Origin of the sequence: Sulfitobacter sp. 15WGC, from assembly GCF_005068605.1 — a bacterium.
GTDB lineage: Bacteria > Pseudomonadota > Alphaproteobacteria > Rhodobacterales > Rhodobacteraceae > Sulfitobacter > Sulfitobacter faviae.
The window spans coordinates 41,576-55,005 of sequence record NZ_SZNL01000021.1 but is presented as its reverse complement, the minus strand read 5'-3'; the positions used below and the strand labels follow the sequence as shown (position 1 = coordinate 55,005).

14 protein-coding genes are annotated in these 13,430 nt (G+C 62.8%); 8 read left to right on the top strand and 6 right to left on the bottom strand.

All coding sequences use genetic code 11. The annotated features are described in order from the left end of the window. Both FCK22_RS15530 and FCK22_RS15525 read right to left on the bottom strand, forming a co-directional pair. A partial coding sequence (locus tag FCK22_RS15530; protein WP_211243570.1) for an aldehyde dehydrogenase family protein occupies positions 1-885 on the bottom strand: 885 nt, incomplete at its 3' end. Positions 886-1,013: 128 nt separating this feature from the next. Then, complete coding sequence (locus tag FCK22_RS15525) at positions 1,014-1,547, bottom strand: Lrp/AsnC family transcriptional regulator (RefSeq protein ID WP_231886306.1); 534 nt, start codon at positions 1,545-1,547, stop codon at positions 1,014-1,016. Between the two features lie 22 nt (positions 1,548-1,569). Here FCK22_RS15525 and FCK22_RS15520 point away from each other — a divergent pair, with 22 nt between their 5' ends. The 8 genes from FCK22_RS15520 (at position 1,570) to doeB (ending at position 9,586) form a co-directional block, all read left to right on the top strand. Next, entirely contained in the window at positions 1,570-2,946 is a 1,377-nt protein-coding gene (locus FCK22_RS15520) for a PLP-dependent aminotransferase family protein (protein WP_067262581.1), read from the top strand. 137 nt (positions 2,947-3,083) lie between these two features. Continuing rightward, positions 3,084-4,094 carry a TRAP transporter substrate-binding protein DctP gene (gene dctP, locus FCK22_RS15515; RefSeq protein WP_067262544.1) on the top strand — a complete coding sequence of 337 codons (1,011 nt, stop codon included), beginning with the start codon at positions 3,084-3,086 and terminating at the stop codon, positions 4,092-4,094. A 73-nt stretch (positions 4,095-4,167) separates the two neighbouring features. After that, positions 4,168-4,806 (top strand): TRAP transporter small permease, encoded by a 639-nt coding sequence (locus tag FCK22_RS15510; protein ID WP_197470835.1) that lies wholly within the window; start codon positions 4,168-4,170, stop codon positions 4,804-4,806. A gap of 3 nt (positions 4,807-4,809) precedes the next feature. Beyond that, a complete protein-coding gene (locus FCK22_RS15505; protein WP_067262546.1) occupies positions 4,810-6,096 on the top strand; it encodes a TRAP transporter large permease in 1,287 nt (428 codons plus the stop codon). Between the two features lie 12 nt (positions 6,097-6,108). Then, positions 6,109-6,549, top strand: coding sequence for a universal stress protein (locus FCK22_RS15500; RefSeq protein WP_067262549.1), 441 nt, complete (start codon positions 6,109-6,111; stop codon positions 6,547-6,549). A gap of 17 nt (positions 6,550-6,566) precedes the next feature. Then, positions 6,567-7,358, top strand: coding sequence for an aspartate/glutamate racemase family protein (locus tag FCK22_RS15495; protein WP_067262551.1), 792 nt, complete (start codon positions 6,567-6,569; stop codon positions 7,356-7,358). A 60-nt stretch (positions 7,359-7,418) separates the two neighbouring features. Next, positions 7,419-8,600 (top strand): ectoine hydrolase DoeA, encoded by a 1,182-nt coding sequence (doeA, locus tag FCK22_RS15490; RefSeq protein WP_067262554.1) that lies wholly within the window; start codon positions 7,419-7,421, stop codon positions 8,598-8,600. Next, a complete protein-coding gene (doeB, locus tag FCK22_RS15485) occupies positions 8,597-9,586 on the top strand; it encodes a N(2)-acetyl-L-2,4-diaminobutanoate deacetylase DoeB (RefSeq protein ID WP_082851992.1) in 990 nt (329 codons plus the stop codon). Before doeA ends, doeB begins: the two co-directional genes overlap by 4 nt. 16 nt (positions 9,587-9,602) lie before the next feature. On the opposite strand, the gene FCK22_RS15480 is transcribed toward doeB, so the two are convergent. From FCK22_RS15480 to FCK22_RS15465, 4 genes are read right to left on the bottom strand one after another with little or no spacing between them, the layout of a single operon-like run. Further along, positions 9,603-10,562: a dipeptide ABC transporter ATP-binding protein gene (locus FCK22_RS15480; protein ID WP_067262557.1), complete on the bottom strand. Its 960-nt coding sequence runs from the start codon at positions 10,560-10,562 to the stop codon at positions 9,603-9,605. Beyond that, entirely contained in the window at positions 10,559-11,536 is a 978-nt protein-coding gene (locus FCK22_RS15475) for an ABC transporter ATP-binding protein (RefSeq protein WP_067262560.1), read from the bottom strand. Before FCK22_RS15475 ends, FCK22_RS15480 begins: the two co-directional genes overlap by 4 nt. Before the next feature lie 3 nt (positions 11,537-11,539). After that, positions 11,540-12,445, bottom strand: a complete 906-nt coding sequence (locus FCK22_RS15470) for an ABC transporter permease subunit (protein ID WP_067262561.1) — start codon at positions 12,443-12,445, stop codon at positions 11,540-11,542. Then, a complete protein-coding gene (locus FCK22_RS15465; RefSeq protein ID WP_349237606.1) occupies positions 12,445-13,416 on the bottom strand; it encodes an ABC transporter permease subunit in 972 nt (323 codons plus the stop codon). Before FCK22_RS15465 ends, FCK22_RS15470 begins: the two co-directional genes overlap by 1 nt. Positions 13,417-13,430: the final 14 nt, after the last annotated feature.

Genomic DNA, 13,430 nt, shown 5'->3' with positions numbered 1-13,430 from the left:
GGCGAACTTGGCCTTGATCGCCTCTTCGACGGCCCGGTCCATATCGGCATCATCGAACATGATGAAAGGTGCATGGCCGCCGAGTTCGAGCACCAGACGTTTCACGCTGTCCGATGCCTGACGGTACAGCAGCTTGCCGATCTCGGTGGAGCCGGTGAAAGAGATGGCCCGCACGCGGGTGTCCTCCATCCACGGTTTCACGATCTCGGGCGCCTCGCCGGTGACGACGTTGAACACCCCCTTGGGTAGCCCCGCCTGTTCGCCCAATTCGGCCAGCGCCAGCGCCGAGAAGGGCGTCTCTGCCGAAGGATGCGCCACCACGGTGCAGCCTGCGGCAAGCGCCGCGCCCGCCTTGCGGGTCAGCATGGCAGATGGGAAGTTCCACGGCGTGATCAGCGCGGCCACGCCCACCGGCTCGCGCCAAATTTCCACCTCGGCATCCGGCAAATGCGAGGTGACGCCTTCGATGTTCGGGCGGCGGGCCTCTTCGGAATAGAACTCAAAGAAGGAGGCGGCATAGTCGATCTCGCCGCGCGACTCGGAGATGGGTTTGCCCTGTTCGGCGGTCATGATCCGCGCCAGATCCTCGCGGTTCTCCAGCATCAGATCGCGCCAGCGGCGCAGGATCGCGCCGCGCTCTTGCGGCAGTAGGCCCGACCAATGGGGAAATGCGGCATGGGCGGCATCCACCGCGCCGCGGCTGTCCTCGGCGCTAAGCTTGGCCACCGCGCCCAGCACCGCGCCGCTGGCCGGATCGGTCACGTTGAAATCATCGCTCTGCGCCCCCGCGACCCATGCGCCATCGACATAGGCAAAGTGGCGGGCCAGCGCGCCCCGCGTCAGCGCGGGCAGACCATCGGCGGGGGTTGGGATCATCTTGGTCATCGGGCACCTCCTTGGGATGAATTGCCCCAAAGGTAAGGCAGGATGCGGCGCGGGTTTGACCGAATATCAGCCGATCGGCAGGAGGTTTTGCGGCGCAGCCCCCGGCCCGCCGGAAAAACTACGGCGGCTCAGCTTTCGCCCTCGGGCAGCAGCAGCGACAGCGGCAACGGTGCCGATTTAACCGATTTGGTGACGACATAGGTAAAGTAGCGGCTCAGCCCGGCCTGCTGATCCAACAGCGCATCCATCAGACGTTGGTAGCTGTCGATGTCGCGGGTGACGACCTGTAGCAGATAGTCAAAGCCGCCGCCCAAGGCCCAGCACTGCACGATCTCATCATGCTGCGCGATCACGGCCTCGAACCGCTGAAATGCCTCGGCCCGATGGTTGCCCAATTCGGCCTGCACAAAGACAGTGACATGCGGGGCGATGCGGCGCAGGGCGACATGGGCCTGATAGCCGGTGATGATGCCCGCAGCCTCCAGCCGCGAGAGCCGTTCGCCGCAGGCGGTGGCGCTCAGGTTGACCTTGTCGGCAAGCGCGGATTTGGCGATGCGCCCCTCGCGAGAGAGGATCGACAGCACCGCGATATCGCGCTTATCGAGTTTGACAAAGCTCATATCCGCTTCATGCGAGCGCATGCCGGACTTGTCAATTGTCATGATTGTGGTGATCATCCAGATCATGACAAAATGGCGCCCAGACCCCGGATCCCTGACCCGCCCTGCCTATCGTTCACTCGTTCAGGCGATTGAAACGGCGATACAGAACGGCGTGCTCAAACCCGGAGACCGCCTGCCGACGCAGCGGCAGATGGCCTTTGACCTGTCGCTGAGCGTGCAGACCGTCAGCCGCGCCTATGACAAGCTGGTTGAGGCGGGCAAAATCGTCGGAGAGGTCGGGCGCGGCACTTTCGTGCGCGCGGCGAGCGATGAGATCTCCATGCCCTTCGTCAGCCGCAAGGCCGCCGGGCGGTTGCTGGATATGTCGATCCTGAAACCTGTGTTGGATCACGCCCATGAAGAGGCGATGCAAAAAACACTCCGCGCCATGGCCCGCTCCCTGCCCCGCGCGATGATGGGCGGGTTTCGCCAAGACCTCCGCGCCGGGGACAGTAGCAGCGCAGTGCGGCGCTGGCTCTCGCTCTGCGGGCTGGATCTGGAGGGGATGGCGGTGATCCCCACCAATGGCAGCACCAGCGCGATGACCGTGGCGATGATGACCGCGGCGCAACCGGGCGATCTGATCGTCAGCGAAGACATCGGCCATCACACCCTGCGCCCCCTCGCCCGCTTTTTGGGCATCCGCCTGCAAGGTGTGACCGTCGACGCGGGCGGCATCTGCCCCGAAGCGCTGGAGCGGGTCTGCGCAAAAGAGCCGGTGAAGGCCGTCTACCTGATCCCCAACGGGGCCAACCCGCTGGCCTTTACCATGACCGAAAGCCGCCGCGCTGCGGTGATCGAGGTGGCAAGACGCCATGACCTGCTGATCATCGAAAACCAGTCATGGGGGCCGCTGCAAGACGCGCCGCCACCGCCAATGGCGGCCATGGCCCCGGAACGGGTGCTCTATTTCACCAGCCTCACCAAATGCCTGCTGCCGGGGCTGCGGGTCGGCTATCTGGTGGTGCCGGATCACCTCTGCGCCTCGGCGGCCAACCGGCATATGGTGACCAGTTGGATGGCCACCAATATGATGACCGAGATCGCCGGGCGCTGGATCGAAGAAGGCACCGCCGAAACCCTGCTCAACCGTCAGCAATTGGCCCTGCGCGACCGCGCCGATTTCGCCGCCAATGTGTTTCGCGGCCTCGACATGCGGACCAGTTCGAACGGGCTGCACCTCTGGCTGCCCTGTCATGACATTTACGAAGAGGCCGAACTGGTCAAATCCATCCGCGAAAGCGGGGTCGCCGTGGCCAATGGGGCCAGTTTCGCCATCGGCCCACCAGACCGCCACCCGGGGATTCGCGTCTCGATCGGGGGGCAATCCTTTCCTGAATTCGCCCGGGGGATTCGCATGATCGATGCAAGATTACGCAACAGGGGTAGGGCGGAATGACTGTGAGAGCGTCTCAAATTGTCATGGATCAATATTCACATTGACATGATTGGGATCGGTTTAAATGATCTAGCAGTCAGGACATTAGTTTCGCTGCGGCCTTTGTGCTGCGCGGGCAATAAATGAAAGGGAGACAGATGGCTAATTTCAAGACCGTTATCACCGGGGGTATCCTCGCAGCCGTGACAAGCGTCGCAGGCGCGGCCTCCGCCGACACATGGCGCTATGCATTTGAAGAGGCACTGGACGAGGTGCAGGGCAAATACGCCCAGAAATTCAAGGAAGAAGTCGAAGCGAACTCCGACCACGAAGTGCAGCTTTTCCCCTATGGCACCTTGGGTGAATCCGTTGACACGATGGAACAGGCGCAGGCCGGCATCCTTCAGTTCGTGGACCAGTCCCCCGGCTTCACCGGCGCGCTGATCCCCGAGGCGCAGGTCTTCTTCGTGCCCTACCTGCTGCCGCAGGACGACGAGGAACTGTTCGAGTTCTTCCGCACCTCCAAGGCCATCAACGAAATGTTCCCCGAGCTTTATGCAGAGCAGGGTCTGGAACTGCTCAAGATGTTCCCCGAGGGTGACGTTTGCATGACCACGCAAGAGCCGGTCAAAACGCCCGAAGACCTTAACGAGGTCAAGTTCCGCGTCATGACCAACCCGCTCTTGGTCGAAAGCTACAAAGCCTTTGGTGCCACGCCGACACCGCTGCCATGGGGCGAAGTCTATGGCGCGATGCAGACCGGCATCATCCAAGGTCAGGAAAACCCCGGCTTCTATCTGGAATCCACCAAGATGTATGAGGTGACCGAGGTCATCACCTGCATCGGCCACAACAACTTCACCACCGCTGTGATGGCCAACAAGGATTTCTATGATGGCCTGTCCGACGCAGACAAAGAGGTGGTTCAGAACGCCTCTGACGCGGCATTCGAATACATCCTCGAATACCAGTCCGGCCTGCAGGAAAAGTCGCTGGATAACATCGCCAAGGCGAAGCCCGACATGCAGATCAACATCCTGTCCGAAGAAGAGCGTCAGCCCTTCAAAGATAAGGCCGCATCGGTTGAAGAAGCCTTCATCGAAATGACAGGCGACAGCGGCAAGGAAATTCTTGACCAATTCAAGGCAGACCTCGAAGCCGTCAAGTAAACGACTTTCTCACCCTCCGGCATCGCCGGGGGGTGACCTTATTTTGACGCGATCCATTTGAACCATCTACGGGATGACGCCGGTGACGGAAGACAACCACAGTTCGCAACTGCAATCTCAGACAGATACCACCGGCACCGATGACGCCCCCGTGGGCACCTATAAATCCACCCTCCCCGGCCCTCTGGGCACGATCGACAACGCGATCAGCTGGCTTGAGTCCGTAATGCTCGCCGCTGGGGTATTGCTGATGGCCGCCAATACGATTGCCAATGTGGTGGGCCGTTTCGTCTTTCAAAGCTCGATCTTCTTTTCCGAAGAACTGAACAGCGTTCTGATCATTCTCATCACCTTTGCGGGCATCTCCTATGCCGCGCGGCATGGGCGGCATATCCGCATGTCGGCGATTTTCGACGCCCTGCCCCCGCGCCCGCGCAAAGTGCTGATGATCTTCATCGCCTTCGTCACCGCCGTCTTCATGTTCGGCCTCGCCTGGTACGCCCTGCAATACATCATGACCCAAGCCGGACGCGGCCGTCTGCTGCCCGCGCTGCAAGTGCCGGTCTGGTGGACGCTGGTCTGGGTGCCTTTCGGCTTTTTCATGACCGGCCTGCAATACCTGCTGACCGCGATCAAAAACATCATCGAACCAGATATTTACCTGTCGACCAGCGTTCTCGAAGGCTACGACGACAACGAGCGGGAGGTCTGAGCCATGGCCGTCACCATTTTCTCTGTCATGGTCGTTCTGCTGCTGCTCGGCTTTCCCATGATGATCCCGCTGATCGTGGGGGCTTTCGTCGGTTTCTATTCGCTCTTCGGCGGGTTCGGCCAGCTTGAGACGATGGTGCAGCAGATGATGGCGGGGGTGCGCCCCGCCTCGCTGATCGCCGTGCCGATGTTCATCTTTGCCGCCGACATCATGACACGGGGCCAATCCGCCGGGCGGCTGATCGATATGGTGATGTCTTTCGTCGGCCATATGAAGGGCGGTCTCGCGGTCGCCACCGCTGCGGCCTGCACCATGTTCGGCGCGGTCTCGGGCTCCACACAGGCGACGGTCGTCGCCGTCGGCTCGCCGCTGCGGCCCCGGATGCTCAAGGCGGGCTACAAAGACAGTTTCGTGCTGGCGCTGATCGTGAACTCCTCCGACATCGCCTTCCTGATCCCGCCCTCCATCGGGATGATCATCTACGGCGTCGTCTCCAACACGTCGATTGCCGAACTCTTCATCGCGGGCATCGGGCCGGGGCTGCTGATCCTCGCGCTCTTCTCGGTCTATTCCGTGATCTACGCCTACCGCCATAACGTCCCCACCGAAGAGAAAGCGACATGGGGCGAGCGTTTCCGCGCGGTGCGCCAAGCGCTTTGGCCGCTGGGCTTCCCGGCGATCATCATCGGCGGCATCTACGGCGGTGTCTTCTCCCCAACTGAAGCGGCGGCGGCCTGCGTGCTCTATGCCATTTTCCTTGAGATGATCGTCTTTCGGGAAATCGACTTTGCCGGCATCTATGAAACCGCGAAATCGACCGGGCTGATCACCGCTGTGGTCTTCATTCTCGTCGCCGCGGGTGCGGCATTCTCTTGGGTGATCTCTTTCGCGCAGATTCCGCAAGCGGTGCTGACCGGCATCGGGATCGACAGCATGGGGCCGATTGGCGTGCTCTTCGTGATCTCGGCGGCCTTCTTCATCGGCTGTATGTTCGTGGACCCCATTGTCGTGATCCTCGTCTTCGTGCCGATCTTCGCACCGGTGGTGGACTCGGTCGGCCTCGACCCGGTGCTGGTCGGCACCGTCATCACGCTGCAAGTCGCCATCGGCTCGGCCACACCGCCCTTTGGCTGTGACATCTTCACCGCCATCGCGGTCTTCAAACGGCCCTATATGGAGGTCATCCGCGGCACCCCGCCCTTCATCATCATGCTGCTGAGTGTCTCGGTTGCCCTGATCTTTTTCCCGCAGATCGCCCTGTTCCTGCGCGATCTGGCCTTTGCGAAATAAGAGGAGAGCGTCATGTTCACCCATATCCTCGCCCCCTATGACGGCTCGGTGAATGCCGACCGCGCGCTGATGAAGGCGGCAGAGATGGCCAAGCTGACCGGGGCGAAGGTGACGCTTTTGACGATCTACCGGCATCATTCAATGCTGGAGGCGTCGCTCTCGATGGTGCGGGTGAACGATCCGGGCAATATCGACGACGCGATGCAGGCCCATGCGACCGAGATTATCACCCACGGCAAGCAACTGATGAAAGACGCGGGCGTCGAGAATGTCCGCGCCTTCGTCCGCTCTGGCCGCCCCGCGCGGGCGGTGACGGAATTTGCCAAGAAACATGAGGTTGACCTGATCGTCATCGGCTCGCGCGGCCTTGGTGCCACGGGCGACAGCTATCTCTTGGGCTCGGTCTCTCACAAGGTTACGGGGCTCGCGAAATGCCCCGTGCTTGTCGTCTAGGTCAAAGGAATATTCAGGTGACACCCCCTGTGCAAAGCGAGACGCTTGATTGCCGTTTGCGTGAAGATGACCCCGTGCGGCTGGGGGCGATGCTGCTGTCGACCGACATGACCTTTGAACGCGACGCCGCGCGGCTGATCGACCCGGCGCAGGCCGCGCTGCATGTGGCCCGGATCGCCTTTGAGAACCCCACCACCCCCGAACGGCTGCGCGCCATGACCCCCGATATGGCCCGCACCGCGGCGCTCTTGGTGCCGGGCATTCAGCTGTCGGCCATCGCCTTTTGCTGCACCTCGGCCTCGGTCGCCATCGGCAACCCGGCGGTGCGCGAGGCGATTGGCGAGGGGCTGCCCGGCGTGCCCGTCATCACCCCCGCCTCTGCCGCCATCGCGGGCTTTGCCGCGCTTGGCGTGACGCGGGTGGCGATGCTGACCCCCTATTTGCCGGAAACTGCCGCGCCGCTGGCCACCTATTTCAACGATCAGGGGCTAGAGGTCATGCGCAACGGGGCCTTCGCATTGGAAGACGACCGCGACATGGCGCGGATCGACGACGAAAGCATCATAAACGGCGCCGCTGCGCTGGATGGCGCGGAAGTAGAGGCATTTTTCCTCTCCTGCACCTCCCTGCGCGGCGTTGACGTGATCGACCGGATCGAAGCACGGCTGGGCAAGCCCGTCGTGACCTCTAACCAAGCGCTGTGCTGGGCGTTGCAACGGATGGGCGGGCTTTCGGGCCGCCCCGATGGCTATGGCCGTCTGTTCGACTGCGACATGCCAAGCGCCCATGCACAAGGCATCATTCCGTGATCCCGGCCCCTCTGGCCGGATCGCATTATTCGGGTAACCAGACATGAAAGGGGCTGGCCTATGACCACTTATGAGGCGAATTTTACAAACAGCGAGTACCAGCGCCGGGTCGACCGAACGCGCAAGACCATGGCCGCGCGCAATCTCGATGCGATCGTCGTCAGCGATCCGTCGAACATGTCGTGGCTCTCGGGCTATGACGGTTGGTCGTTCTATGTCTACCAAGCGGTGATCCTGACCCATGAGGGGGAGCCGGTCTGGTGGGGCCGTGGCATGGACGCGCTCGGTGCCCGGCGGACGGTCTTCATGGAGGACGACTGCATTCGCGGCTATGACGATACCTACGTCCAGAATCCCGAAAAACACCCGATGGAAGACCTCTCAACCCTCTTGAGCGAGATGGGGTTGGAACAGGCGCGCATCGGCGTCGAGATGGACAACTACTATTACTCCGCCCGCGCCCATGACACGCTCAAGGCCAAACTGCCCAAGGCGACCTTCATGGATGCCACGGCGTTGGTGAACTGGGAACGCGCGGTGAAATCCGAGCGCGAGATCGAATATATGGAACGCGCTGCGCGGATCGTGGAGGAAATGCACGTCCGCATCCTCGAAGTCGCCGTGCCCGGCATGCGCAAGAACGATCTGGTGGCCGAGATCTATGCCACCGGCATTCGCGGCGCACAGGGGTTCTGGGGGGACTATCCGGCCATCGTGCCCATGGCCCCCTCGGGCATGGATGCCACCGCCCCGCATCTAACATGGGACGACCGCCCCATGCAGCCCAATGAGGCGACCTTCTTTGAGATCGCAGGCGCGCATCGGCGCTACCAATGCCCCCAGTCGCGCACGCTGTTCTTTGGCGATGTGCCGCAGAAATACCGCGATGCGGAAAACGCCGTGCTGGATGCGATTGACGCGGGTCTCGAACAGGCCAAACCCGGCAACCGGGCCGAGGATATCGCCAATGCCTTTAACGCCACGCTGAACAAGGCGGGATTCGAGAAGGACAGCCGCTGCGGCTATGCCATCGGCATCAGCTACCCGCCCGACTGGGGGGAGCGCACCATCTCTTTCCGCCGTGGCGACAAGACGATCCTAGAGCCCGGCATGACCTTCCATTTCATGCCCGCGCTTTGGCTTGACGATGGCGGGCTTGAGATCACCGAGCCGATCCGCATCACCGAGACCGGCCATGAATGTTTCTGCACCACACCGCGAAAGTTGTTTGTTTCCGCATGACCAGCAATCCCATTACCCCGACCATCTCGCTCGACCAACCCGGCGCGCATCACGGTTTCCTGCGCCTGCCCTACAGCCGCGACGACAGCGCTTGGGGGTCCGTGATGATCCCCATCACCGTCATCAATGGCGGCGACGGCCCCACGGCGCTGCTCACCGGCGGCAACCACGGCGATGAATACGAAGGCCCGATCGCTTTGCAGGAACTGGCCGCCACGCTGGACCCGGCGCAGGTCTCGGGTCGCGTCATCATCCTGCCGATGATGAACCAACCCGCCTTCGCCGCAGGCCGACGCTGCTCGCCCATCGACGGGGGCAATATGAACCGCAGCTTTCCGGGCAGCCCGGGCGGCACGGTGACCCAGAAGATCGCGCATTACATCGCCACCGAACTGGTGCCGCTGGCCGATATCGTGCTGGATTACCACTCCGGCGGGCGGACGCTGGATTTCCTGCCCTTCGCCGCCGCGCATATCCTGCCCGACAAGCGGCAGGAGGCCGCTTGCATGGCCGCGATGGAGGCGTTCAACGCGCCCTACTCCATGAAAATGCTAGAGATCGACAACCGCGGCATGTTCGACACCGAGGTCGAGGAGCAGGGCAAGGTCTTTGTCACCACCGAGTTGGGGGGCGCGGGCACATCGACGGCCAAGAGCATCGCCGTGGCGCGCAAAGGCGCGCGCAACTTGCTGATCCATGCGGGCATTTTGCAAGGGGAGCCGGAGGTGGCCGAAAGCGTGATGCTCGACATGCCCGACGGGCGCTGCTTCACCTTTAGTGAGACCACGGCCCTGTTGGAGCCGCTGGTCGATCTGGGTGACGCGGTGACCGAGGGCCAGCCCATCGCCCGGCTCTGGCCCAGCGACCGCAGCGGTCAGCCAGCGATCCTCGCCCATGCGCAGCTTAGCGGCATCCTAACCGCCCGGCATGTGCCGGGGCTGGTCAAGATGGGCGATTGCATCGGCGTGGTGGCGCAGGTGGTCTGAGCCACCCGCGCCCGCCTCATTCGTCGACGGGGAAGTAGCAAGCTGCCGGATGCGGTGCGCCCTCCAACGGGGGGCGCTCCTTGCGGCAAACATCCTGCACTTTCCAACAGCGCGGCGCGAAGGGGCAGCCCTCGGGGATCGCCAGCGGCGAGGGCAGCTCGCCCTGCAACTTGATCCGCTCCTTGCCGCCTTCGGGGTCGGCGCGCGGCGTGGCCGACAGAAGTGCCGCCGTATAGGGATGGCGCGGATTGTCGAAGACCTCGTCCTTCGGCCCCTTCTCCACCGCGCGGCCGAGGTACATGACGATCACGTCATCGGCCACATGGCGCACAACCGACAGGTCGTGGCTGATGAAGAGATAGGCCAGATCCATCTTTTCCTGCAGGTCCACCAGCAGGTTCAGGATCGCCGATTGAATCGACAGGTCCAAAGCCGAGACCGGCTCGTCCAGCACCAGCACCTTGGGGTCGAGCATCAGCGCGCGCGCCACCGCGATGCGCTGGCGCTGCCCGCCCGAGAACATATGCGGGTAGCGGTCGTAATGCTCGGGCCGCAGACCGACGAGGCGCAGCATCTCGCGCGCCTTTTCCTCGCGCTCTTTCTTGGACATGTCCTTGCGGTTGATGACCAACGGCTCTTGCAGGATCGTGCCGATCTGCTGGCGTGGGTTGAGCGAGCCATAGGGGTCTTGGAAGACGATCTGCACATGCTGGCGCAGGTCGGCCCAATCCTCGGGCCGCACCGGCTTGCCGTCGAGTGTCAGCGAGCCTGCGGTCGGCTCTTCGATCATCGTGACCATACGCGCCAGTGTGGACTTGCCACAGCCGCTTTCACCCACCACGGCCAGCGTCTTGCCGGGGTGCAGTTCGAAATCGAGGCCCGCGACGGCCTTGAGCGTCTGGGTCTTGCGCAGGAAGCCGCCACCAACCTGATAGTGACGCTGCAGCGCGTCGGCGGTCATTACGGGGGCGGTCATGACGCGGCCCTTTCATTGGTGTTGAGCGGATAGAAGCAACGCGCCTTGCCCAGATCCTCGCCCAAGGGCGGCGGGTTCTCGGCGCGGCATTTATCGTTGGCGAACTTGCAGCGCGGAGAGAAGAGGCACCCCGCGGGCCGGTCGAACTGGCCGGGCACCACGCCGGGGATCGTCGGCAGGCGTTTCTCAGTGGCGCGCTCGGGCAGCGCGTCCAGCAGCGCCGCCGTATAGGGATGGTGCGGTTCGCGGAAGAGTGGCAGCACCTGCTGCTCCTCGATCTTCTGACCGGCATACTGCACGCTGACGCGCTCGGCGGTTTCGGCGACCACGCCCATGTCATGGGTGATCAGCACCAGCCCCATGCCCGTCTCGTCGCGCAGCGAGGTCAGCAGGTCGAGGATCTGCGCCTGAATGGTCACGTCGAGCGCGGTCGTCGGCTCATCCGCGATCAAAAGCTTCGGCTTGCAGGCAATCGCCATGGCGATCATCACGCGCTGGTTCATCCCGCCCGACATCTGGTGCGGGAAGACCGAAAGGCGCTTTTCCGGGTCCGGAATGCCGACCTGTTCAAACAGCTCAATGGCCCGCTTGTGCCGCTCGGCCCGGTTCAGGCCCAGATGCACGCGCAGGGATTCCTTGATCTGCCAGCCCACCGGGAAACAGGGGTTGAGCGAGGACATCGGCTCTTGAAAGATCATCGCCAGATCGTTGCCGACGATCTTACGCCGGGCGCGTTTGTCCATGGTCAGCAGGTCGTGGCCGTCGAAGGTCAGCTCATCGGCGGTGACGGTGGCGGTCCAAGGCAGCAGCCCCATCAGCGCCAGCATGGAGACCGACTTGCCCGAGCCGCTTTCGCCGACGATGGCAAGAATTTCACCGGTGTCGACATCCTGATCGACACTGTCGACCGCGCGGAACTTGCCCGAGGCAGTGGCGAAATCGACCGAGAGGTTGCGGATACGCAATAGAGACATCAATCAGCTCCGCTTCAGTTTCGGATCGAGGGCGTCGCGCAGACCGTCGCCCATGAGGTTGATCGCCAGCACGGTGACGAGGATCGCAAGACCCGGGAAAGTCACGACCCACCATGCGCGCAGGATGAACTCGCGCGCCTCGGCCAGCATGGTGCCCCATTCGGGGGTGGGCGGCTGTGCGCCCATGCCGAGGAAGCCCAGGGCGGCGGCGTCAAGAATCGCGGTCGAGAAGGACAGCGCGGCCTGCACGATGATCGGCGCAAGGCAGTTCGGCAGCACCGTCACGACCATCAGCCGCAGCGTGCTGGCGCCGACGACGCGGGCCGAGGTGACATAGTCCTTCTGCCGCTCGGAGATCACGCTGGCGCGGGTCAGACGCACGTAATGCGGCTGTAGCACGATGGCGATGGCGATCATCGCATTGGTAAGGCTGGGCCCAAGGATCGCCACCAGCACCAGCGCCAGCAAGAGCGACGGGAAGGCGAGGATGATGTCCATGATCCGCATGATGATCGTGTCGACCCATTTCGGCGCGAAGCCCGAGATGAGGCCGATGATGATCCCGCCCGAGGCGGCGATGGTCACCACCACGATGCCCACGAAGAAGGAATAGCGCGCGCCGACGATCAGCCGCGAGAGCATGTCCCGGCCCAGAGGATCGGTCCCGAGGATGTGGTTCCACGTCCCCCCCTCTTGCCACGCGGGCGGTTGCAGGATGGCCGAGCGGAACTGCTCGGTCGCATCATGCGGCGCGATCCACGGGCCGAACAGCGCCAGCACGGCGAAGATGGCAAAGATCCACAGGCCGATCACGGCCCCGCGGTTTTCACGGAAATAGAACCAGAATTCGCGCAAGCGGCCGGGGCGGTCGTGCACCATTTCGGCTTCGGCAGAGAGTGCGTCGTCCATTAGCGTTTCCTGATCTTGGGGTTGATGATGCCGTAGAGCATGTCGACGGTAAGGTTCACGACCATGACCATGACGGCGATGAGCAGAAGGCCACCCTGAACCACCGGGTAGTCACGGCGGAAGATGCTATCGACCATCCACTTGCCGATGCCCGGCCAGCTAAAGATCGTCTCGGTCAGGATGGCGCCCGCCAGCAGCGTGCCGACCGACAAGCCGATCACGGTGATGACGGGGATAAGCGCGTTGCGCAGGGCGTGGATGCCGTTGATCCGGCCCGTCGACATGCCCTTGGCGCGGGCGGTGCGGATGTAATCCTCGCCCAAAACCTCAAGCATCGCCGAACGGGTCTGCCGCGCGATCACCGCCAGCGGGATGGTCCCCAGCACGATGGTCGGCAGCAGCAGGTGCCGCAGCGCCGAGAGGAAGGCCCCGTCCTGCCCCGAGGCGAGACTGTCGATCAGCATGAAGCCGGTGGCATTGGGGAAATAGTAAAGAAGGTCGATCCGGCCCGAGACCGGGGTCCAGCCCAAATTGCCGGAAAAGACGATGATCAGCAGCAAGGCCCACCAGAAGATCGGCATCGAATAGCCCACCAGCGCGGTCGACATCAGCGCCCGGTCAAAGAACTTGCCCCGGTTCACCGCCGCGATCACCCCTGCGGGCAGGCCTAAGGCCACGGCGAAGATCATCGCACAGAGCGACAGCTCCAGCGTGGCGGGGAAGAGTGAGAAGAACTCATCCCAAACCGGGCGTTTGGTCACGAAGGACGTGCCTAAATCCCCCTGTATCACGCCGGTGAAGTAATCCCAGAACTGCACATAGATCGGCCGGTCAAAGCCGAACTGCTGTTGCAGTTCGAGATAGCGTTCTTCGGAAATGCCGCGCTCACCGGCCATGACGACGATCGGGTCGCCGGGCAGCAAGCGGATGAAGGCGAATGATATCAGCGTGACGCCGATAAAAGTGGGGATGAAGGTCGCAAGGC